Annotated in this window: 22 protein-coding genes; 8 read left to right on the top strand and 14 right to left on the bottom strand. The window is 71.7% G+C overall.

What is annotated here, in order from left to right:
* The first annotated feature begins 26 nt into the window (after positions 1 to 26).
* On the top strand, positions 27 to 1,154 hold the full coding sequence (locus AC5L3Z_RS16470; RefSeq protein WP_494842949.1) for a helix-turn-helix domain-containing protein: 1,128 nt from the start codon (positions 27 to 29) through the stop codon (positions 1,152 to 1,154).
* A complete protein-coding gene (locus AC5L3Z_RS16465) occupies positions 1,151 to 1,729 on the top strand; it encodes an HD domain-containing protein (protein WP_494842947.1) in 579 nt (192 codons plus the stop codon). The genes AC5L3Z_RS16470 and AC5L3Z_RS16465 overlap by 4 nt, the downstream gene beginning before the upstream one ends.
* Before the next feature lie 866 nt (positions 1,730 to 2,595).
* Here the strand turns inward: AC5L3Z_RS16465 and AC5L3Z_RS16460 are convergent.
* Positions 2,596 to 2,991, bottom strand: a complete 396-nt coding sequence (locus AC5L3Z_RS16460) for a hypothetical protein (RefSeq protein ID WP_494842945.1) — start codon at positions 2,989 to 2,991, stop codon at positions 2,596 to 2,598.
* Between the two features lie 357 nt (positions 2,992 to 3,348).
* Between AC5L3Z_RS16460 and AC5L3Z_RS16455 the strand changes: the two genes are divergently transcribed.
* The gene (locus tag AC5L3Z_RS16455) at positions 3,349 to 3,903 is read left to right on the top strand and encodes a GNAT family N-acetyltransferase (RefSeq protein ID WP_494842943.1); all 555 of its coding nucleotides are present in this window, start codon (positions 3,349 to 3,351) and stop codon (positions 3,901 to 3,903) included.
* 1,040 nt (positions 3,904 to 4,943) lie between these two features.
* A complete protein-coding gene (locus AC5L3Z_RS16450) occupies positions 4,944 to 5,519 on the top strand; it encodes a hypothetical protein (RefSeq protein ID WP_494842941.1) in 576 nt (191 codons plus the stop codon).
* Between the two features lie 89 nt (positions 5,520 to 5,608).
* Here AC5L3Z_RS16450 and AC5L3Z_RS16445 read toward each other — a convergent pair whose 3' ends face one another.
* From AC5L3Z_RS16445 to AC5L3Z_RS16435, 3 genes are all read right to left on the bottom strand, one after another.
* Positions 5,609 to 5,917 (bottom strand): hypothetical protein, encoded by a 309-nt coding sequence (locus tag AC5L3Z_RS16445; RefSeq protein WP_494842939.1) that lies wholly within the window; start codon positions 5,915 to 5,917, stop codon positions 5,609 to 5,611.
* Between the two features lie 148 nt (positions 5,918 to 6,065).
* Positions 6,066 to 6,275 (bottom strand): hypothetical protein, encoded by a 210-nt coding sequence (locus tag AC5L3Z_RS16440; RefSeq protein WP_494842937.1) that lies wholly within the window; start codon positions 6,273 to 6,275, stop codon positions 6,066 to 6,068.
* A 9-nt stretch (positions 6,276 to 6,284) separates the two neighbouring features.
* Positions 6,285 to 6,794, bottom strand: a complete 510-nt coding sequence (locus tag AC5L3Z_RS16435) for an SLOG cluster 4 domain-containing protein (protein WP_494842935.1) — start codon at positions 6,792 to 6,794, stop codon at positions 6,285 to 6,287.
* A 354-nt stretch (positions 6,795 to 7,148) separates the two neighbouring features.
* Between AC5L3Z_RS16435 and AC5L3Z_RS16430 the strand changes: the two genes are divergently transcribed.
* The 3 genes from AC5L3Z_RS16430 (at position 7,149) to AC5L3Z_RS16420 (ending at position 9,598) form a co-directional block, all read left to right on the top strand.
* Positions 7,149 to 8,003: a sulfotransferase family protein gene (locus tag AC5L3Z_RS16430; RefSeq protein ID WP_494842933.1), complete on the top strand. Its 855-nt coding sequence runs from the start codon at positions 7,149 to 7,151 to the stop codon at positions 8,001 to 8,003.
* Positions 8,004 to 8,034: 31 nt separating this feature from the next.
* Complete coding sequence (locus AC5L3Z_RS16425; protein WP_494842931.1) at positions 8,035 to 8,157, top strand: hypothetical protein; 123 nt, start codon at positions 8,035 to 8,037, stop codon at positions 8,155 to 8,157.
* 943 nt (positions 8,158 to 9,100) lie between these two features.
* A complete protein-coding gene (locus AC5L3Z_RS16420; RefSeq protein ID WP_494842929.1) occupies positions 9,101 to 9,598 on the top strand; it encodes a YcxB family protein in 498 nt (165 codons plus the stop codon).
* A 159-nt stretch (positions 9,599 to 9,757) separates the two neighbouring features.
* Here AC5L3Z_RS16420 and AC5L3Z_RS16415 read toward each other — a convergent pair whose 3' ends face one another.
* Positions 9,758 to 10,777, bottom strand: coding sequence for a S1 family peptidase (locus AC5L3Z_RS16415; protein ID WP_494842928.1), 1,020 nt, complete (start codon positions 10,775 to 10,777; stop codon positions 9,758 to 9,760).
* A gap of 242 nt (positions 10,778 to 11,019) precedes the next feature.
* On the opposite strand from AC5L3Z_RS16415, the gene AC5L3Z_RS16410 reads away from it, so the two are divergent.
* Positions 11,020 to 11,703 carry an SGNH/GDSL hydrolase family protein gene (locus tag AC5L3Z_RS16410; protein WP_494842927.1) on the top strand — a complete coding sequence of 228 codons (684 nt, stop codon included), beginning with the start codon at positions 11,020 to 11,022 and terminating at the stop codon, positions 11,701 to 11,703.
* Between the two features lie 70 nt (positions 11,704 to 11,773).
* Here AC5L3Z_RS16410 and AC5L3Z_RS16405 read toward each other — a convergent pair whose 3' ends face one another.
* The 9 genes from AC5L3Z_RS16405 to AC5L3Z_RS16365 all read right to left on the bottom strand — a co-directional run bounded on the left by AC5L3Z_RS16405 (position 11,774) and on the right by AC5L3Z_RS16365 (position 21,317).
* Entirely contained in the window at positions 11,774 to 13,132 is a 1,359-nt protein-coding gene (locus tag AC5L3Z_RS16405; protein ID WP_494842926.1) for an ATP-grasp domain-containing protein, read from the bottom strand.
* Positions 13,129 to 14,103: an alpha-ketoacid dehydrogenase subunit beta gene (locus AC5L3Z_RS16400; RefSeq protein WP_494842924.1), complete on the bottom strand. Its 975-nt coding sequence runs from the start codon at positions 14,101 to 14,103 to the stop codon at positions 13,129 to 13,131. Before AC5L3Z_RS16400 ends, AC5L3Z_RS16405 begins: the two co-directional genes overlap by 4 nt.
* The gene (locus AC5L3Z_RS16395; RefSeq protein ID WP_494842923.1) at positions 14,103 to 15,074 is read right to left on the bottom strand and encodes a thiamine pyrophosphate-dependent dehydrogenase E1 component subunit alpha; all 972 of its coding nucleotides are present in this window, start codon (positions 15,072 to 15,074) and stop codon (positions 14,103 to 14,105) included. The genes AC5L3Z_RS16400 and AC5L3Z_RS16395 overlap by 1 nt, the downstream gene beginning before the upstream one ends.
* A complete protein-coding gene (locus tag AC5L3Z_RS16390) occupies positions 15,071 to 15,868 on the bottom strand; it encodes a DUF3050 domain-containing protein (RefSeq protein WP_494842922.1) in 798 nt (265 codons plus the stop codon). Before AC5L3Z_RS16390 ends, AC5L3Z_RS16395 begins: the two co-directional genes overlap by 4 nt.
* A gap of 1 nt (position 15,869) precedes the next feature.
* A complete protein-coding gene (locus tag AC5L3Z_RS16385; RefSeq protein ID WP_494842921.1) occupies positions 15,870 to 16,799 on the bottom strand; it encodes a phytanoyl-CoA dioxygenase family protein in 930 nt (309 codons plus the stop codon).
* Entirely contained in the window at positions 16,796 to 17,884 is a 1,089-nt protein-coding gene (gene hppD, locus AC5L3Z_RS16380) for a 4-hydroxyphenylpyruvate dioxygenase (protein WP_494842919.1), read from the bottom strand. The genes AC5L3Z_RS16385 and hppD overlap by 4 nt, the downstream gene beginning before the upstream one ends.
* 72 nt (positions 17,885 to 17,956) lie before the next feature.
* The gene (locus AC5L3Z_RS16375) at positions 17,957 to 19,216 is read right to left on the bottom strand and encodes a beta-ketoacyl-[acyl-carrier-protein] synthase family protein (RefSeq protein ID WP_494842917.1); all 1,260 of its coding nucleotides are present in this window, start codon (positions 19,214 to 19,216) and stop codon (positions 17,957 to 17,959) included.
* Positions 19,213 to 20,829 carry a class I adenylate-forming enzyme family protein gene (locus AC5L3Z_RS16370; protein WP_494842915.1) on the bottom strand — a complete coding sequence of 539 codons (1,617 nt, stop codon included), beginning with the start codon at positions 20,827 to 20,829 and terminating at the stop codon, positions 19,213 to 19,215. Before AC5L3Z_RS16370 ends, AC5L3Z_RS16375 begins: the two co-directional genes overlap by 4 nt.
* A complete protein-coding gene (locus tag AC5L3Z_RS16365) occupies positions 20,826 to 21,317 on the bottom strand; it encodes a beta-ketoacyl synthase chain length factor (protein WP_494842913.1) in 492 nt (163 codons plus the stop codon). Before AC5L3Z_RS16365 ends, AC5L3Z_RS16370 begins: the two co-directional genes overlap by 4 nt.
* Between the last annotated feature and the right edge of the window lie 10 nt (positions 21,318 to 21,327).

Raw genomic sequence — 21,327 nt, 5'->3', positions numbered from 1 at the left:
ACCACCGGTCAACGTAGGGATGACGCATGGCAGGTCGCGGACGATCAGCACTACAGCGCGGCGAGGTAACCGGCTACCTGCTCAAGCTGATCCGTGAGTCCATCCCGCTGACGCAAGAGCAGCTCGCCGTCGACCTGGGCGTCGACCGCGTGACCGTACAGAGCTGGGAAACCGGGCGCCGGCCTTTCACCGCAGTGCCGCTCGGGCAAGTGATCGCCGTCCGGAACCGGCTCAGACGGCTCGGCGCGAACGCAGCCCTGCTCGCCGCGCTCGACGACGCCGCCGAGGCAGACTTCATCCTCGCCGCAGTCCTCGACGATCAGGTGGACCGCTGCGACATCGCTGAACAACCGCTGGGCTGGTCCGTGCTCACGCACCGCCTGACCGATCTGATCCTCTGGGCCGTCCTCGGACAGACACCCACCTTCGCCAGAGGGCTACCCATCGCCCACCCGCGGCGAGGTCCGGTCGCATCCGGGCCGACACTGGCCACTGACGAGCAGCGCACGTTCTTCGCGCACCTTCACGTGCTCGCCGAACGCGCAGCCGCCGGACGGAATCCGTACGTACTTCTGCACCGGCAAGCCTGCTTCCTCGCCGGCATGGACCCCACCAGGGCGGCGGCGGGATGGCTCACCCAGACCACCGCCCGCGCCCGCCGAATGACCACCTTCCGCACCTGGTCACCTCTGTGGCCCGACGTCCGCTCCGTCGTCACGTCCCTCGCCAACCAGGGCAACCCCGAACCGCTGCGATACTTCATTGCCCGGGCACATCCGGACGACGCCTGCGAACGAGCGGCCCTCAACTACTCGGCCTACTGGGTAGGCGAAATCCCGTACCGCCACCGCGACGACTGCTTCATGCCCGGGACGCTCGCGGACTGGCACGGCTCGATCCTTCTTCGGCACCTGGTCCAGCGCCTGGACCCAGCGCATCCCTTCGTCGACCTCAACATCCACAACGTCTGGGCTCTACTGGCCGCACGACGCGGCCTCGCCCTCGACAACCCCACCGCGACCCGGTCACTCCTCAACCGCAGTGTCCCGCTCCTGGACAGTGACCGGATCTCCGTCCAGTCGCGGCAGGAACTAACCTCTATCGTCTACAGCCTCCGGGCGGACGGACTCACCGGCACAGGGACGGACAGATGAGCGACGACCACGACGCCGCCGGAGCAATGCGCTTCATCTTCGAAGCCGGCGTCCTCAAACGCGCCGCCCGCACCGGCTGGTGGTTCGCCGGCGTCAAACACCCCGAGTCCATCGCCGAGCACTCCTTCCGGACCGCGCTCATCGGAATGATGCTCGCCGCCATGGAAGGCGCCAACCCGGCCCGGGTGTCGATGCTCTGCGTCCTGCACGACACCCAGGAAACCCGGATCACCGACATCCCCCACATCGCCAAGCGCTACCTCACCGCCGTACCCAACACCGCCGTCACCGCCGACCAGATCGCCGCCTGCCCACCGGCCATCGCCGACGTCATCACCGCCGCCGTCGCTGAATACGAAGCCGGCGAGACGCTGGAAGCCGTCGTCGCCCGCGACGCCGACAAGCTGGAATGCCTCGTCCAAGCCGTCGAGTACCGCCATCAGGGCATCGACAACGTCCAGCGCTGGATCGACAGCTCACGAGCGGCACTCAAGACCGCGAGCGCGCACCGCCTCGCCGACGCCGCCCTCAGCGGACAGCCCCTCGCATGGCTCAGTCCCCCGCAGCCGAAGTGAGTGCTAGCCAGCCGATTCGGTGCTGCACGAAGCTACCGTAGGGCAGCAGAAAGGCCACCTCCCGTTTCCGGGAAGTGGCCTTTGACGTGCGTGGGCGATACTGAGATCGAACCAGTGACCTCTTCGGTGTGAACGCGGGTGCCGCACATCGCTCGCGGCTAGCCGATGCCGTTTCATGTTGCAGAACTAGGCGAATTTACCGTGCTGCATCGTTTCGTGCTGTCCGTTGCTGACTCTCTCGCTGCCTCCTGGCTGCCTTGTAGCGGCTGTGACCGGTGCAGCAGGGGCGAGGTCAGGCGGGTTGCTCGTCGGTCTTACCGCTAGCAGGTCCGGTGTAGCCCTGGGCGAGGAGATGACCATCAAGGACCGTGTACAGAGCGTTGCCCTCGTCCACGTAGAGGCGTCGCTCCCCGCCGCCAGCCTTGGCCGCAACGTAGTGGATCCGGCCAGACTCCCCGCTTTGACGCCACGCCCTGAGAACTACGCGGTCAGGGATATGAGGCATGGCGGCCCTCCTTGCGCGGCGATATTCGCCTCCTATCCCAGGGGACCCGAGCAGGCATGTCAACTCCCGGCTGGCGCGTTCTGCCGCTGATGTCTCGCTGCATGCCCCCGGGCGCCCGCAAAGCCATGGGCTCCTTGACCCCCAGGCAACCAACACGGCTCGCCGACCTGGGGCGGCAGGCACTCTTGGCAGCGGTCACCGTCCACCGACATGCGTGGTTCGTTCCTTGCCGATTGCACCCGTCGTCACTCAGTTGGTCACCCGGGCTGGCCGGCCCTCGGGCACGGCACCATGCCTCTACTACCAGCCCAGCATCTCTGGCATAGGAAGAGATGCTCGTCGCGCCAGCCACGCCAACGTCCTACCCGCGGAACCACCCGATCGCTGGCGCACCGGCATGATCGGGCCGCATGTCCCATGGATGGTTGCGGTACCAGCCAGCCGCCGCGTCGGCATTACCAGGGCCGCGGGCGCAAGCAGGCTTGTGCATGCACCCCGGCCCACCCACCACAGCCACAAACTCACGGTGCTCCACCCACTCTGCCTGAACCTGCTCGTCAGAGATCGCATGAAGCACGTAGCGGCGCCATCGCTGATCATCGGGATTGCCGCGCTCATCGGTAACGGCGATGAACCAGTACTCCCGGCCGTCGTACAGTGCCAGACCATCCAATGGCCCGTCGTAGTAGTCGCTGAACCACAGCATCTGCACGCCGGTCAACTCTGCCAAGCCGTCCGACACAGAAGAGTCATGCACCGAAGCACCGTAGGCACCATCGCAACGACCTGACCAGACTTACCATCAAACAGACACCTGGTCAGCACCGCCCAATCGATCATGACCTGGTGTCAAGGATCCTCCGACGCCGATCCGTCAAACATGATGCGAGACCAGGCATCGCCGGCAGTCGGCCTGCCCTCCGTCGACTGATGCGCGGAGCAGCCATCGGCCACGGGAACTGCGACCGTGGACCACGCCTTGCCGACGGCACGAGCGTGCACCTTCGTCGGACACGATGGCAGGCGCATGACACCCGCGGACCATGTGCGTATCCGTACGTTCTGACGCGGCAGCGGGTGTATTGGTGTGCGCGACCGCCGTAGGGTCGTGGCCGTGACGATCACCGTGCGCCGCGCCGCCGAGGACGACGTGATGGCGTTGGCAGCGTTGTACGCCGACCTGAATCCGAGCGATCCGGTGCTGCCCGCCGAACAAGCGGTCCGGATCTGGCGGGAGATCGTCAGTCAGGCGGGACGCGCTGCGCTGATCGCCTCCCGCGACGGCGTGCCGGTCGGCACGGTGGATTGCCTCGTGGTGCCGAATCTGACCCGCGGCGGCCGACCGCACATGCTCGTGGAGAACGTTGTGGTCGCCGGCGGCGCCCGTCGGCAGGGGGTGGCCAGCCGACTGTTCGACGCGCTGACCCAGCTGGCTCGCGACACCGGCTGCTACAAGTGCAGCTGCTTTCCCGCGCTGACCGCGCCGATGCCCACGCGTTCTACGCCTCACGTGGCCTTCAGCCCAGCGCCCAGGGCTACCGCCTCTATCTCCGCTAACCACCGCTCACCCGCACGAGGTCAGGTGATAGCGATGGAAAATCCTCGAACAAATTCAACCGGGCACAGGTCGGGCACGGCAGCGCATCGACAAGAGATGCTGATCCCCTAACCCGTTGATCGCTGACCGGCGGATCGAGCCACCGAACGCCAAGCGTCGAAGGCCCAACTGAGGTCGGCCGTGTCCGCGCTGATGAAGATCGTTTCCAGGTACGTATCGTCGATGAAGTTGTAGCCGTGCAGGGTGAACTTGACATCGCCGTCTTGGCGGTAGAGCTAGGCGGCACGATGACCGACCCCGTCTCGGCCGCCCTCACCCACCTTGCCTGCTGGGTCCGGTGGCAGTTCGGCATCGAGTGAGGCGATGATGTCGACCCCATCGGCGCACCGCCATGGATTTCCTGGCGACACCCGCATCAAACGGCCGGGCGCGCCACGTTGTGACACCGTCCTTGGTGCGTTCCCGCGTCAAAGCAGCGGAAAGCGCGATCGACCAACCACACCCAGAGACCTTCGCACGCCCCCTGTGTGACCCAGGGCTGGCGTCCCTGGATCGACCACCCGGGACACGTCAGAGGTGACCTCTTCGGTGTGAACTTTCGGCGTGCTGTTGGGGTCGAGGGTCATCCCGGTCATCCGCCCTGCGTCGGCTCGTTGCGGCCGGATTTCGCCGCCTTCAAGATCAGTCCGGGTACAGTCGGTGGCTTCCGGTGCCACGCTCGGCCGACGGAAGTCGCGGCATCAATGCACTGCTCGCACCTAAGCTGCGTGCTGCCAGACAACGGGGGTGCTGTGTCAGCGGCCATCGAGGCTCAACGGGTATGGCGGCCGTCGACCGCGGATATCTGGGCAGGGCGACGCCCTCTGTGGTGGACAGTCGGCCCGACAGGCGATCTTGCCGTCCTGTTCGTCCATCGACGTCACCTACGTAAGAGCCGCTACGTCAAGGGCTGGGTGGGACGGAGCCCGGAGGTCCCCTTCGACGGCGTACTGGTGGTCCGTCGAGCTGACGGCCGAACTCGCCGCCAGACGATCAAGGACATACCGCTATCACCCGCTCACATCGCTCTTCTTCCTGATTCACGACTCCTGGTGGCAAGCGGACGCGCAGGCAGGGGGGAGGACGCCGGCTCGTGGAGACCGAACGCCCTGGTGTGCTCCCTGGAGGGCGAGCATCAGAACGCCTTCTGCATCGGCGACGACATTCCAGTCCTGGTGACCGATCCCGGTGGGTCGATCTGGACGGCCTACGGTGACGAAGGGATCTACGGGAGTCACCCGGCGTCCCAAGCCGGACTGACTGGCTGGAGTACGGACGGTCAGGTGACATGGACCCCGGAAGGCCGTCTCCCTGAGTGGCCGTTGGGCGGCTGCGCCGCTGCGACGGAGGGCGAGCAGGTATGGCTGGTCTGGTATTCCGGTACCAGCCGCGGCGGCACGTTCCTGACGCGGATCACCCCGTCCACGGGTGAGGTGACCAGCTGGCCCAGCCCTGTAACTCAACCGGACGGATTCGCCGTACGGGGCAACCGCGCGGTCCTGACCATACGCGACCACAATCAGCGATCAGTCGAAGTGGTCCGCGCCGAGTTGGTCGACGCCGGGTGGAGTGTGACCAACCGAGGCAAGATGCGCGTACCCGGCCGGGTGGTCCTGCGCTGCGGACAGGGCCGCGACGGCATGCTCTGGCTTCGCGCCGGTGACCACTGGCTTCGCATCGATGTCTGACGCCAGCCAACTGGCCGAGAAGTTCGTCCTGCTGCACCCTCGCTGTGGAGGATGGTTCTCGGCTGTCGTGATCTGCCCGGAACGCCGGGTCAGCCGGGCTCGCTCGCAGTCTCCTGCACCTTGCTGAGCACGGCGTCGATGTCGCCGGATCGGATCAGCTCGCCGACAGCCGCGACCATCGTCCGCACCCCGGGCGACGGGACGATGACCAGGTCGGAGCACCAGAAATATCGTCCGCCCCCGCACTCCCCCGAGCCGGTCCAACGCCTCAGGACGCGGGCGATCTCGTCGGTCGTCATGAAGGTCGCGTAGTAGCCCACGCCGTCCCTGCGGTAGATGCGGGCATCGATGTTCTCCACCGTTGCGGGGTCGCCACCGGCGCCCGGCAGGAACTCCACCCTCGCGCCTGCGGTCGTGGCCGCCCAACGCCCCGTGTCTCGCACGCCATCATCGTCTCGACGCAACGGTCCTACCGCGGCCCCTCGCTGGTGAGCCTGCCCCCGGACGCCCGGCCCGACAGCGCCACACCAGCGGTCGCCCGTCGGCTCACCACAGCTCCGACGCCGAGTGCGCCGCGGCGAGCAGCCAGAACAGGATGACCCGGTGGTAGACCAGCGCAAGGCCGAGCAGCACGATGCCGGCGACCGTCACGGCGACCATCGCCCCGAGAGCGCCCGCGTTCGTGGCCGCGTACCGCCAGGCGGGTCCGGGCGGTGGCTCCTCGGCCGGCGCGTCGGTCTCCTCGAAGAAGATCACGGCGGGATGCTACGCCCGCCGGCCGCCGGTGCCGCCCCCGCGCACCGGCCGGTCCGCCAGGGCCACCCGCACCGCCTCCTCCGGCGTGTCGACGTGGCGCGGACCGGGCACCGGCTCGCCGGTGGCGTCGACCACGCGCCAGCCACCGAGCACCACCACCGGCACCTGACCGCGGCGCATCGCCAGCGCCACCTCGCTGAGGGTGCCCCAGGAGCCGCCGACCGCGATCACCGCGTCGGCGCTCCACACCAGCACGACGTTGCGGGCCTGGCCCAGGTTGGTCAGCAGCGTCACCGAGGCGTCGGCGACCGGGCCGGGGGCGGTGCCGTCGTCGGGGCGTACCGCGATGACCAGGCCGTGGTGGGCGCGGGCGCCGGCGGCGACCGCGGCCATCACCCCGCCGCCACCTCCGCAGAGGACGGTCGCGCCGCGCGCGGCGAGCAGCTCCCCCACCCGGCGGGCGTGGGCCAGCTCGGCCGGCGTCGCGGACGCCGGGCCGCAGACCGCCACCTGCACCACCCGGCCTCACCCCCACGGCGAGGTTAGCGCCGGGCGCAGCCATCCCGCCGGTACGCCACGGGAAGCGCAGCCTGGACCGGCGTCCGCCCACCTCGGCCGGATGTGAGGCTTCTGCACTTTGCGATGCGGCCGGAGAGCGGAGGCGGCCATCCGGTACGCACTCGGCGCGCGGATGCGGGTCCGGCCCGCAGCGGCGAGTGAAGGGGATAAATGGCTTGCACAGGCGTCGGGTTGAGCTTTCGACTGCTCCCCATGCCTTCCCCCTCACCGGTCTTCGTTGCGGGTACGGGTCGTTCGGGTACGTCACGGATCGCCGACATCATCGGCGAACATCCGCTGATCCACCGGATTCCCATGGAGACCAAGTTCCTCATCGACCCGGGTGGCCTGCGGGACCTGGCCGACGCGCTCACCGATCGGTACGACCCCACCGTCGGTGAGGACGCCCTGCACCGGTTGAGCGACTTCCTCACCGTACGAGTGCCCGGCCGGCGCGACGATCGCGGCAAGACCGTTCCCGAGCTGATCGGTGAGCGGCGCTACCGGGACGCGGTGCAACAACTCTGGCCGCAGTTGATCGCGTACACGTTCGACGAGCCTGCACCCGCGGAAGGCTTCGCGAACGCCGACCGGCCGGCCGGGCCGTTCGCACCGTCGAGCCTGCGCCGGGTGCTTCCCAGGTATTTCAGCGACCGGGGCGACCTGCTCGGAATCCTGCGGGGCCTGATCGACACCATGTTCGGCGGAGCGGCCGCCGACGCGGGCAAGCCGACCTGGTGCGAGAAGACACCGTTCAACCTGCTGCGCATGGACTTCCTCTGGGAACTGGTCCCCGAAGCGACCATCGTGCACATCAAGCGCCACCCGGTCGCAGTGCTCGCATCCCACCTGGCCCAGCCATGGGCACCAGCCACCGTCGACGGCGCGCTCGCCTACCTCAAGCCGGTGTACCACCGATGGCTCACCTGGAAGAACACGGCCGACCTGACGGGCAGGCGATTCATCGAGGTGAAGGCGGAAGATCTCGCAGCCGACTGGCCCGGGCAGCGCCGCGCCCTCTTCGAACGGCTCGACGTCGACGACTTCGCCACCCCTTCCACGTTTCAGTCGCACAAACTGAGCAGCCGTGACGACCAATTCGACGACGAGACCCGCAAGTTCATCAGAGCAGCACTCGGCGATGTCATCCCGGCCATGGGATATGAGTGACGTACGACGACAGGAGCACGGCCCATGTCATTTGTCCGCGAGCGAGGGCTACGGACTGGTCGGTGGCATCGGCGAGTACGAGGGTGCCTGGCGAATGGCCTACGTCCGGGGGCCCGAAGGGATCATCGTCTCGCTGGCCGAGCGCATCGGCTGAACGCGCGACGCCCGGATCTGCCGCAGAGCTGCGTCACGGCCGGTGACGGAGCGGCGGGTTCGTGCGTGAGGGGACGTTGCGGGAAGACTGCGTCGTGAACGGCGAGGTCTCGGACTCGTGGGTCTACGGGCTGATCAGGCGGGAGTGGCGGCCGTCATCCGAGCCGGTGCCCGCCCGCTGAGTCCTCGCGCCCTCGCGGGAGGCCGCCCGGCACCGGGACGAAATGGGTGGCCTGGCGAGCCTGTCGCGCCCTACCTTGTGCTGCATCATCTTCTCCGCACCGTTCACGAGAGGACTCCCCCCGCGTGACGCCGCCTGCTCTGTAGACCTGACACCTTCCCCGCGCATCGGTCGCTGACGTCGCCGTCGGCTCTTCACCCATGCCTCCCGTCAGGCCTCAGGAGGAGATCATGTCTGCGCATCCTCAAATCGTGCTGTCCTGGGCCGCCCGGCCCACGCGACTTCCCCAGCTCCCGAACCGCTGCGTCCACCGCCATTCCGGCTCCGCCAATGCCGGCGACGGGAAGTTCCGCGCCAGCGCCCACGGCACCCTCCTCGACGTCGGGCTCCTGGTCACCCGCATCGAGCGGCTCTCCGCCGCACCGCCGAGCACCCGGAGACTTCTCGTCGGTCCTGCCATCAGCCGCCGCCGTGGGCCCGAGCTGGGGCGAGCGGCACGGTGGCCGTGCCCCGGACTGCATCACGCGGCGGTCCGCACGCGGTCGCTCCTGACCGAGCGCGAACGGAGTTCAGGGCCGGCCCGGTACCGGCGACGAAGGTGAAAGCCCGGGTGCATCCATCAGCGCGGGTGTCTCCGGTGGCCGGCGTTCCCTGACCGCAGCGCCGCGTCCGCCGTCGACATCCGGCGGAACCCCGACGACCCGGCCCGCAGGCAGCGAACGACGCGCTGCCCGCAGGCGGGTGCGGGCACTATCGTGCTGACGTGCACATCCGTTTCGACGTCCCCGCCGATCCCGCCTACCCGGGCCGTGTGGCCGCCGCCCTCAGCAGTGTCCGGCTGCGCAGGTACGGCTACATCGGCGCGGTGCTGACGGCGGTCGGGGCGATCGGTGTCGTCGCGTCGCAAGGATTCGGGTGGGGCGACCGGATCACGCCGCTGTGCATCGCGCTGATCGTGAGTGGTCTGCTCTCGATGCTCTACGCACCGTCGGTGCGGTGGCGCGCCCGGCGCCGCTCCAGTCGCTACGCCGTCGAGGGCGGCTACGACATCACCGACGACAACATCATGATGCGCAGCGGATCGGAATCCGGTGGCATCGCCTGGGACGGGGTCACCGAGGTGAGGGACACCCCTGAGTTCTGGGTCCTGTACGTCGGCCGGATGCCGGCGACCGTGATCCCGCGCCGATTGATGTCCGCCGAGGACGCCGAGACGCTGCGCGCCCACATGGTCGAACGCGGGTTGCTTCAGCCGCGGTGAGCCTGGTCGCCGCGGAGCGGCAACGTGCGTACCGCGGTCGACGACACCGCGGCCAGCTCGGGCTGCGCGGGCAGGAACACCTCCACCGCGAGGGTTACGCGGGCCGGACGTGGCGGCGGCTCCTCCGGTACGCGCCGAAGGAGCCGCCCGATCCGTCGGTCAGAAGACGGCGACGCCGTACTTGCTCAGGGCCTCCTTGACCGGCTGGAAGAAGGTCTGCCCACCGGTACGGCAGTTGCCGCTGCCGCCGGAGGTCAGGCCGAGCGCGGTGCTGCCGGCGTAGAGCGGGCCGCCGCTGTCGCCGCCCTCGGCGCAGACGTTGGTGGCGATCATGCCGCGTACGGTGCCCTCGGCGTACCGGACGGTGGCGTTGAGGCCGGTCACCGTGCCGGTGCGGGTGCCGGTGGTGCTGCCGCTGCGGGTCACGGCCTGGCCGACGTACGCGTCACCGGCGGCGGTGATGTCCTGCGAGCCGACGGAGCCGTTGATGGCGACCGAGGTGTTGGTGTAGCGGACGATGCCGTAGTCGTTGCCGGGGAAGCTGCTGCCGGTCCGGTCGCCGAGCTTGGTGCTCAGCGTCGAGTTGGCGTACCAGGCGCTGGCCAGGTTGGTGCAGTGCCCGGCGGTGAGGAAGTAGTAGGTGCTGCCGCTGCGCACGTTGAAGCCGAGGGAGCAGCGGTAGCCGCCGCCGTAGATGGCGTCGCCGCCGGAGGTCCGCATGCTCAACTTGCCGGCCAGGTCGGTGGTGCGGGCGCTGCCGCCGGAGGCGGCCACGGCGTCCCGGATGCGGGCCCGGTCGGCGGCGCCGACCGTGCTGTCCACCCCGACGACGACCTGGTTGGTCACCGGGTCGAGGTACGTCGCGGTGCCGGTGACGCCGAGGTCCACCCGGGACTGCGCGCGCTCCAGCGCGGCGGTGCTGCGGGTGACCAGGCGGGCCTGCCCGCCGGCGACGCGGACCGCGGCGGCGGCCCGCGCGTCGGTCACGGCGACGACGGTACGCCCGGAGGCGTCGAGGTAGGAGCCGGCGGTGCGCTCGGCGCCGAGCGAGGCGGCGAGGGTGGCGGCCCGTTCGGCGGACAGGGGTGCGGGGGCGGCGTGCGCGGGTGCCGCGGCGACGGCGCCGGTGAGCAGGGCGACGGTGACGGCGGACAGCACACCACGTCGAGTGAGTCTCACGCGTTCCTCCCGGGGAGGGCTGGACGGCCGGGTCGGCCGATCGATCAGCGCCCATGTTTGTCGCGGCACCCCGGGCGGATCCAGACCGTCGGCGCGGTTGTTCACCCGAGGTCGGACCGGACGTGGCCGCGTAACGCACCGAGATCGATCGACGCTGGTGGAATCAGGGCCACCGCCGGCTCGCGGTCGGGCTCCCGACGGGATCTCGACGCCCGCCGCCCGGGTCGGTTAGCCTGCCCGCCATGTCATCGACGCTCACCGAAGCGACCGACCCGTACTGCCTGCGCGAGGGCGAGAGTGCGGAGCTGCTGGCCGGGCATCCGTGGCGCCGGTTCGTGGTGCTGGGCGACAGCGTCGCCGAGGGGATGTGCGAGCCGGTCGACGGGTACCCGCCGGTGCAGTGGGCGGACCGGATCGCCGCCGAGCTGCGCGCGGCCCGCCCCGGGCTGGCGTACCTCAACCTGGGCCGGCGGGGGCTGCGGGCGCACGAGGTGCGCGCGGCGCAACTGGACGCGGCGCTGGCCTTCGACCCGGACGTGGCGCTGGTGGTCTGCGGCGGCAACGACGCGTTCCGCTCCTCGTTCGACCCGGACGCGGTGGACGCCGAGCTGACCGCGATGGTCGCCGCGCTGCGGGCGGCCGAGGCGGACGTGGTCACCGTCGGCATGTTCGACGTCTCGCACAGCCCGGCCGTCCCGGCGCAGGTCCGGCCCGGACTGCGTGCGCGGATGCGGCGTCTTTCCGCGCACACCGGGGCGCTCGCCGCGCGGCTGGGGACGGTGCACGTGCACCTGACCGACCACCCGGCCGGTGCGGAGGCGTCGCTGTACAGCAGCGACGGCCGGCACGGCAGCGCCCGCAGCGACGCCATCGCGGCGGCGGAGACGGTACGCCGCCTCGGCGCCCACCTCGCCGCCCGACCGTGATCGTCTGTCGTTTTCCGACGCGACACGCGGGGACGGGCGTCGGAAACCGACAGACGATCGTCGGCCGGGGTCAGTCGGTGAGCAGCATGCCGGTCATCAGGACGCCGCGGGCGAGGTTGAGCACCCCCTCGCAGCCGGGGTAGCCGACCCGGGCGAGCGCGCCGGAGCCGGTGCGGCCGAACAGGTACGGGGCGATGCTGTACGGCACCTCGGCGGTGACGACCTCCCCGGTCTCGATCTGCACGAAGTCCATCGCCACCCGGTCGGCCGGCATGTACCGCTGGAGGATGTTGCCGCCCCGCGCCACGGCGGCGCGCACCCCGTCGGCCCAGGCCGCCGCGCTCAGCTCCGGGCCGATCAGCACGTCGTGGCCGGCGGAGCCGTCGGCGGGCTTGGCGACCAGCTCCGCCTGCCCGGCCAGCGCCCGGTCCAGCTCGGCCTCGGTGAGCACCACGGTGTGCGGCACGTACCGGCGGACCAGGGCCCGGTCGTCGGCGGGCAGCAGGTCGAGGTCCTCGTAGAGCCAGGCGAAGTTGACCTTGTTGCCGAGCAGCCAGGCGGCGGTGCTGACGAACATCGGCAGGGTGCCGGCGGCGAGCGCGTTCGCCACCGCCTCCAGGCCGGCGCTCGGGGTGACCCGGTTGGGCACGAAGAGCCGGAACAGCGCGTCCACCGGCGCGCCGCCCACCACCAGCCGCCGGTCGGCGTCCAGGGTGGCGGTGGCGACCGGGGCGATGACCAGGTCGATGCCGAAGTGCCGGGCCCGGTCGGCGAGCGGCGAGAGGATGCGGATGAACGTCTCCGGGTCGTCCAGTCCCGGGTAGTCGGCGTCGAAGTCCATCAGCAGCGCCACCCGGGCCCCCTCGGCCAGGCCCAGCTCGTCGCGGATCGCCACGAACCGCTGGTCGAGCAGGGACGGAGCCGGCCGGGCCGGCACGCCGTCGAGCAGGCCGCGCTCGGTGTAGAGCTGGGCGAAACGTTGAATCACCGTGTCAGCGTCGAAGCCACCGCCCAGGCTGCTGTCGATGTTGTACTCGACGATCCGCGGCTCCCCGCCGGAGAGCAGCACGTCCGGCCGGTACGCGGCCAGCAGCGCCTCGGTCAGCGGTTCGTCCTCGTCGAGCAGGCGGGTCTCCCCCAGCGGCACGCCGAGCAGCGCGCGCAGCTCGCCCGCGGTGCGGGCACGCCGCCGGCAGGCGTCCAGGACGAGCTGGGCGATCCGGTCGCAGACCTCGTTGAGCTCGCGGAACGAGTCGGCGGTCATCACCGTCGGCCGGGCCAGCCGCCACTGCTTGTTGTACGTCGCCCGGCCGTGGAAGACCCGCTCCCACTCCTGGGCGCCGGCCTGCACCATCGCCCGGCGGGCGGCCTCCGGCAGGTCGGTCCACGCCCGGCCGGCCGCCGGCCACGGGTAGTTGACGTCGATCATGTTCCGTCCTTCACTACGTGGTGGATGGCGGCGGTGAGGGCCGGTCGGCCCGGTTGCACGGCCCGGTCCAACGCGGGCGCGAACGGCAGCACCGCGCCGTCCGGGCGGGTGACCCGCCGGGGCGGCGCGGCCAGCCGGACCCGCTCCACCACGCTGGCGATGATCTCCGCGGCGATGCCGCAGGACCGGTTGGAGTCGTCGACCACCACCAGCCGCCCCGTCCGGGCCACCGAGTCGACCAGCCCGTCGAGGTCGAACGGGTAGAGCGTGCGCGGGTCGAAGACCTCCACCGACACCTGGTCGGCCAACTCCTCGGCGACGGCCAGCGCGTCGTGCACCAGGTGGCCGACGGCCACCACCGTCACGTCGTCGCCGCCCCGGCGCACCACGCCCCGGCCCAGTGGCACCGGGCCCAGGGCGGCGAAGTCGACGTCCTCCCGGACGTCCAGCGCACCGGCCGGCGCGAAGAGCACCACCGGGTCGTCGTGCCGGATCGCCGACACCAGCAACCCGTACGCGTCGGTCGGGGTGGCCGGCACCGCGGTGACGATCCCGACGTGGGCGAAGAGCGAGTACGGATGGTCGGAGTGCTGCCCCGCCCAGCCGGTGCGGGAGCCGGAGCCGGGCACCAGGTAGGTGACCGGGGCGGCGCACTGCCCCCCGGTCATCAGCGGGAACTTGTGCGCGTGGTTGACGATCTGCTCGAAGACCAGGAAGAGCAGCGACGGGATCTGGAACTCCACCACCGGGCGCAGCCCGGCCAGCGCCGCCCCGGTGGCGAAGCTGGTGAACGCCTGCTCCGACAGCGGGGTGTCCCGCACCCGCTCCGGCCCGAAGCGCTTCAGCAGGCCGGCGGTGACGTTCGACGCGGCCACCCGGATGTCCTCGCCGAGCAGGAACACGTCCCCGTCGCGCTCCAGTTCGTCGGCGAGCGCCCGGGTGAGCGCCCTGCGGTAGGACAGCCGTGGCATCAGCCACCTCCCGTCCGGGCGGTCAGCCCGCTGGCGTACAGGTGGTCCAGCGCGCCGGCCGGGTCCGGCTCGGGGCTGGCCAGGGCGAACGCGACGGCCGCGTCGAGGGTGGACTCGACCTCGGCGTCGACGGCCGCCCGCTCGGCGGCGGGCAGCCGGGCGCCCTGGATGTCCACCGGGTCGCGGGAGCGCCCCCGCGCCACCTCCTCCGGCGGGCGGTAGTCGAGGCGTACCGCGTGTTCGAAGGTGTGGTGGGCGTCGAAGCGGTAGGTGCGCGCCTCGACCAGCTCCGGGCCGCCGCCGGCGCGCATCCGCGCGACGGCGGCGGCCGCGGCGTCGCGTACCGTCTCCGGGTCCTGGCCGTCGACGACGGCGGCCGGCATGCCGAACGCCCCGGCGCGGCCGGTGATGGTGCCGGCCACCGCGCCGGCGACCGGCATGGTGGTGGCGTAGCCGTTGTTCTCGCAGACGAAGAGGACCGGCACCCGCCAGAGCGCGGCCAGGTTGAACGCCTCCAGCAGCATCCCCTCGTTGACCGCCCCGTCGCCGAAGAAGGTCGCGCCCACCACGTCGTCGCCGCGCCGCCGCCGGGCCCAGACCGCGCCGGTGAGGATCGCGCCGGACGCGCCGACGATGGCGTTGGCGCCGAGCACCCCGACCGAGAGGTCGGCGGCGTGCATCGAGCCGCCCCGGCCCCGGTTCAGCCCGGTCTCCCGGCCGAGCAGCTCGGCCATCATCCGGGCCGGGTCGGCGCCCTTCGCGAGCACGTGCCCGTGCCCGCGATGGGTGCCGGTGGCCAGGTCCTCGGCGCGCAGCGCGGCGCACACCCCCGCGGCGATCCCCTCCTGCCCGAGGTACGGGTGGATGCCGCCGACGATGTGCCCGGAGTGGACCAGCTCGACGGCCCGCTCCTCGAACCGGCGGATCAGCCGTACCGTGCGGTAGAGCCGGACCGGGTCGGCGGCGCTCACGTGTCGCGCCCCTCCTTCACCGCGGCGAGGATGTCGTCCCAGAGCCGGGCCCGGGCGGCGAGCGCGGTGTTGACGGTGTCCGCGCACTCCTGCCACTTCACGTCGTCGTCGCCGCACAGGTCGGCGAGCATCTGCATCGCCATCGGGGTGTGCTGCTCCCCGTCGACCTCGATGTGCCGCTCCAGGTAGTCGACGAAGGTGTGCAGCCGGTTGCTGCGTTCGTTGACGGCGACGACCTGGGTGAACATGTCGGGGATCAGGTCCTCCCGGCCGAACGCGAACGCGGCGGCCTGGCAGTGCACCGGGGTGGACTCGATGATTCGCCAGGTGGTGGCGGCGAACCGGGCCGACGGCGCGGGCACGCTGGCCTCGGCCAGCGCCTCGGTCACCGGGCGGCCGGCCCGCAGCAGCTCGACCAGCGCGTCCACGGCGCGGGTGTCGGCGCACGCCTCCCGCATGCCGCGCACGTAGAGCTCGAAGTGGCTGATGAAGCCCTCGCCCAGCTCGTCGCTCTCCTCCACCATCACGATGTCGTTGATCAGGCGACGGCTGCCCGTCGGGCCGGTGGGGATCCACGGGACGGTGACGCAGGTGAGCTGCCGCTGCAACGACTTCAGCAGGGACATGAAGTCCCAGACCGCGAAGACGTGGTGCTCCATGAAGGTGACCAGCGCCTCATGGGTGTCCAGGTTGGCATAGAGCGGGTGCTTGACCACCGCGTCGCGGCGGTCGGTCACCGCCTGCTCCAGCCGCTCGATGCCCGGATGGGTCCCACCCCAGTCGTACCGTGACATGTCAGCCTCCCTGCTGGGCGCGGTCGCGCCAGATGACCGGGCAGTATTCGGGGTCCGCGTAGTCGGGCCGCCCCTCGTGGGTGCGGCGGACCAGCACGTCGTGGTTGTACGCGGCGAGCGTGCCGTCGGAGAGCGGATACTCCCGCCAGGCGTTGTCGCCGTCCTGCAGGTGCAGCGAGATCGCCTGCCGGGGGCGACCGCTGACGTTGGCGCCGCTGCCGTGATAGGTGCGGCAGTGGTGGAAACTCATGTGCCCCTTGGGGATCACCATCGGGATCTTGCGGATCTCCGCGCCGTTGTAGGCGGCGTTCTCCGCCAGCATCTCCTCCAGCTGGCCGCGGTCGCGGTCGGCGAAGTGCCGCACCACGGTGTCGTCCGCGCCGATCTCCTTCCACCGGTGCGACCCGTCGACCATGGTGATGGTGCCCATCTCCTCACCGCAGTCGTGGAACGGGATGAAGGCGGTGAGCATCCTCTCCGACGACGAGGACGCCCAGTAGTGCTTGTCGAAGTGCCAGGGCACGATGTTGGACGGCTCGCCGGAGACCGGCGGCTTGTGGATCAGCGTGGACTGGAAGATCCGGATCTCGTCGGCCTGCGCCAGCCGGGCGGCGACCGCGCCGATCAGCGGCTTGCGCAGGATCGCCGCCAACCCGTCGTGCTCGTGGTGGACGTAGTCGTTGTGCCGCTGCACCGCGCCCGACGACGGCTCCCAGTAGGCGAGCTTCGGCGGGCGCACCGGCAGCCGGCGGTCCCGCTCGCCGGCGTAGTACCGGTCCGCGGCGGCGGCGAGGGCGTCCACCTCGTCGTCGGTGAGCAGCTTCTTCGACAGGTACCAGCCGCGTTCGGCGTAGCCGCGCACCTCGTCGTCGGTGGGGAGCAGCGCCTCCTCCTCGGCGGTGAGGGTCGGCTCGGTTCCGGTCGTCGTCACGCGGTCACCCCCTGAGGTACGGCCGCCGCGGCGGCCAGTTCCCGTTCCTTGGCCTCGTAGAGCGCCTTGATGTTGCCGCTGCCGAAGGTGCGCGCCCCCCGTCGCTCGATCAGCTCGAGGAAGAGGGTGCGGCGCACGTGCACCGACTCGGTGAAGATCTGCAACAGCTGCCCGCCGTGGTCGGAGTCGACCAGGATGTTCAGGTCACGCAGCCGTTCCAGGGGCGCGTCGACCGGGCCGACCCGCTCCTCCAGCGCGTCGTAGTAGCTGCCGGGGGTACCGGCGAAGCGCACCCCCCGCTCGCCGAGCGCGCCCACCGCGGTGACGATGTCGTCGGTGCGCAGGCCGAGGTGCTGCACCCCGGCGCCGTGGTGCTCGGCGAGGAACGCGTCGATCTGGCCGGGCCGCCGGGTGGCGTCCGGTTCCAGCAGCACCAGGGTCACCCGCCCGGAGGGGCTCTGCACGACGGTGGAGTTCATCGCCTGACCGGCGACCTCGATGTGTTCGGTGAAGATCTGCGCGAAGTCGAAGACCCGCTCGTAGTACCCGACGGTCTCGGCGAGCTGCCCGGGCGGCACGCAGACCGCCAGATGGTCGATCTCGGCGAGCAGCGGGGGCTGCGCCGCGGCCGGGGCGGTCAGCTCGATGCCGCCGGGCAGGAACTCGCCCCGGTCGCCGCGCCGCTCGACCAGCCGGTGCAGCACGTCGCCGAAGCCGCCGACCTCGGCGGTCACCACCTCGGCGTGCGCGCCGGTCCAGGTGCGCGGCGGGCTCACCCCGGTCGCGCCCCGGGCCACCAGCTCCGCGTACGCCCCGGCGGCGTCGTCCACCTCCAGCGCCACCACGGCGATCCCGTCGCCGTGCCGGCGCACGTACTCGGCGGCCGGGTGGTCCGCCGTCAGGCCGGTGGTGAGCACCATCCGGATGTCGGCGTGGGTGAGCAGCAGCGAGCGCTGACCGGCCAGCCCGGTCTCCGGGCCGCCCTGGCCCCGAAGCTGGAAGCCGACCGCGGTGCCGAAGTAGAAGGCCGCCTGCCGCGCGTCCCCCACGTAGAGTTCGATGTGGTCTGTTCCACGGATGTCCATCTGTTCCCAGGTCCTTCCCCATGTCCCCCGTGACTGCCGTCCGGGCGCGTGCCGCCCGGGGTCCAGCGCCGGTCACCCCCTCGCCGGGGAGGTCCGGGCGCCCGCACCGACGGTGCGCCGCAGCAGCAGGCTGACGTTCTGCCCGCCGAACCCGAACGAGTTGGTGAGCGCGAGGTCCGTCCCGCTCGCCCGAGGTCCGCCGCGGACGTGGTCCGCCGGGCAGTCCGGGTCCGGGTCGTCCAGGTGGTACGTCGGCGGCAGCAGCCCCGCGCCGAGCGCCAGCGCGCAGGCGGCGGCCTCCACCACCCCGGACGCGCCGAGCAGGTGCCCGGTGAGCGCCTTGGTGGAGCTGACCGGCACCCCACCGACGCCGAACACCTTCGCCAGCGCGGTGGTCTCGGCGACGTCACCGAGCTTGGTCCCGGTGCCGTGCGCGTTGACGTAGCCGACGTCGGCCGCCGACACTCCCCCGCTGGCCAGGGCGCGGCGCATGCACTCGGCCGCGCCCGCGCCGTCGGGCCGGGGCGCGGTCGGGTGGTACGCGTCGGTGGTCGCGCCGTAGCCGGCCACCTCGGCGTAGGCGGTGACGCCGCGGGCGGCGGCGTGCTCGGCGCGTTCGAGCACCAGCAGCGCCGCCCCCTCGGCGAGCACGAAACCGTTGCGTCGGGTGTCGAACGGCCGGCTCGCCTCGGTCGGGTCGTCCCAGCCGCGGGCCAGGGCGCGGGCGTTGCCGAAGGTGTCGGCGAAGGTCGGGAAGAGCGGCGCCTCGCTGGCCCCGCAGAGCACCACGTCGGCCTCCCCGGCGCGGATCAGCCGGACCGCGTCGGCGACCGCCTGGGCGCCGGACGCGCAGGCCGTGCCGACCGAGGAGCTGTAGCCGCGGATGCCGTGGGCGATGGCGATCCGCGCCGACGGCATGTTCGGCAGGATGCCGGTGAGCAGGTACGGGCTGACCGCGGCCCGACCCCGGGCGGTCCGGGCGACGACCTGGGCCTCCAGGGTGGACATCCCGCCCACCCCGCCGACGATCACGCCGACCCGGTCCGGGTCGACGTCCCGGCCGACCTCGATGCCGGCGTCGGTGAGCGCGTCGGCGGCGGCGAGCAGGGCGAGCACCACGATCCGGTCGAGCACCTTCGTCTCCGGCCCGGAGGCGACGGTGCGCGGGTCGATCGGCGGGAGCAGCCCGGCCACCTCCAGCGACTCCCGGACCGGGTGGCCCTCGGGCGGCCGGGCCAGGCCGGAGCGCCCGGTGGTCAGCGCGGTGAAGGTCTGCTCCACTCCCCGCCCGACCGGGCTGAACAGCCCCATCCCGGTGATGACGACGCTCATGACGTCGCCTCGGTCAGGTAGCGCTCCCGCAGCGCCACCTTGCGGACCTTGCCGGTCACGGTGACGGGGATGTCGTCGGAGCGGACCGGCACCACCCGGCGCAGGGTCGCCCCGACGTCGGGGCCGAGCGCGGCGCGCACCGCCTCGGTGCGATCGGCGCCCGGGTCGGCGCCGGCGGCCAGTTCGAGCAGCACGTCCGTGACCACCCCGTCGCCGACCCGGACGATCACCACGGTGCAGTCGGTGACGTCGGGGCAGGCGGCGAGGATCCGCTCCTCGGACAGCGCGGTGAAGAGGCGCCGCCCGTCGCCGGCGTCGACCGAGTCGACCGCCCGGTCCAGGTGGTAGTAGCGGCCGTCGGTGTCGGCGTACACCAGGTCGCCGGTGAGGTACCAGCCGCGCAGCCGGGACCGGTAGGTGGTCACCGAGTCGTTCCAGTAGCCGCGGAACAGCGACGGGGAGTCCACACCCAGCCAACCCACCTGGCCCGGGGGCAGCTCGTCGCCGTCCAGGTCGAGCACGGCCACCCGGGTGAACCGGTACGGGCGGCCGACGCAGCGGCCGTACCGGTCGGTGTCGACGGTGTGGGTGATGTGGAAAATCGAGTGCCCCATCTCGCTGGAACCGAGCCCGTCGATGAAGACCGACCCGGCCACCCGGACCACGCCGTCGCGGGTCACGACGTCCCGGGAGCCGACCGCGACGAGGCGGCGCACGTGCGGCTCGTGCGAGCAGTCCCCCGTGTTGAACCACAGCCGCACCGAGTCCAGGTCGTACCCGGACAGGTCGAAACGGGCCAGCTCGGCCCAGGTGACGGAGAAGCCGAACACCCCGTCGGGCCGCCAGCGCTGGATGGCCTCGAGCACCCGCTCGCCACCCTGGTCGGACAGGAGCAGCATCTCGGCGCGGTTGCCGAGCGCCTGGTTGACCATCAGCACGGTGGCGGTGTGCGGGGCGGGCAGCGCGTTGAGGATCCGGCGGGTGCCCTGGGCCTGCGGCATGGACAGCAGGTGCCGGGTGGCGGCGAAGAGGCTGGCGTGCGAGTGCAGCACCGCCTTCGGCACTCCGGTGGTGCCGGAGGTGTGGGTGATGACGATCGGGTCGTCGTCGTGGTGGCGGTAGTGCGGCGGGGCGGCGGCCGGGTCGCCGGCGCCGGCCTCGTCGGGCCGGCCGAGCAGCGGCGCGCCCAGCTCGTGGCCGGCGAGCAGGTCGGTGTGCGCGGCGTCGGCGAGCACCCCGGCGGCGCGCAGCCGGCGGATGTACTCGGCGGCGATCTCCGGGCGCAGCCGGCCGTTCATCAGCGCCGGGACGGCGCCGAGCCGGGCCAGGGCCAGGAAGCTGAGCACCATGTCGGCGGCGTCGGTGGCCCAGACCGCGACCGGGTCACGGGGCCGCACCCCCCGCCCGTGCAGCCAGGCCGCCCGGGCGGCGACCCGTTGGTCGAGCTCGCCCAGGGTGAGCGCCTGCCCGGCGGGGTGCCCGTCTACCGGGGTGTCGAAGGTCAACCCCGGTCCGTGCGGGTCGGCGCCGTGGGCCAGCACCCGGGCGAGCACGTTGCCGGCGCCCAGTTCGGTGTCGGCGGCGAGTGCGCCGCGCAGTCCCTTGGTCTTCATCGTCCTGCTCCTCCGCCCAGCAGCGCCGCGACCGCCCCGGTGGGGGTGCCGTCGGGCGCCTCCTCGATTGCGACCAGCAACACCTCGTCGGCGTCGCCGTCGTACAGCAGCAGTTCCGCCTCGGCGGTGCCGTCCTCCCCCGCCGGTCCCGTCGGGCTCAGGCACACCACCGGGCCGTCCAGTCCCCAGCGGGCCGCGACGTGCCCGGCGACGCTGTTCGGCACCGACTGGAAGAAGAACAACGGCCCGACCCGGCCCCCGGCGGCCACGGTGGCCCGGACGTGGTCGGCGCTCGGCCGGTCTCCCGCCGCGCTGACCAGCACGATCGCCGTGCCGGTGCCGACCGGCGCCGGGCCCTGCCCGTACCGCCGCCGCAGGCAGCGGTCGGCCACCGCCACTACCAGCGGCGCGAACGCCGAGTGCACGAACCCGGGCACCCCCGGCGGCGTCCCGTCCCCCGCCTCCGGCCACCGCGCCTCGGCCAGCACCCGGACCTCC

Source organism: Micromonospora sp. LZ37 (genome assembly GCF_059359015.1).
The sequence above is the reverse complement of the archived record's forward strand: the minus strand, read 5'-3'. Positions and strand labels throughout refer to the sequence as shown.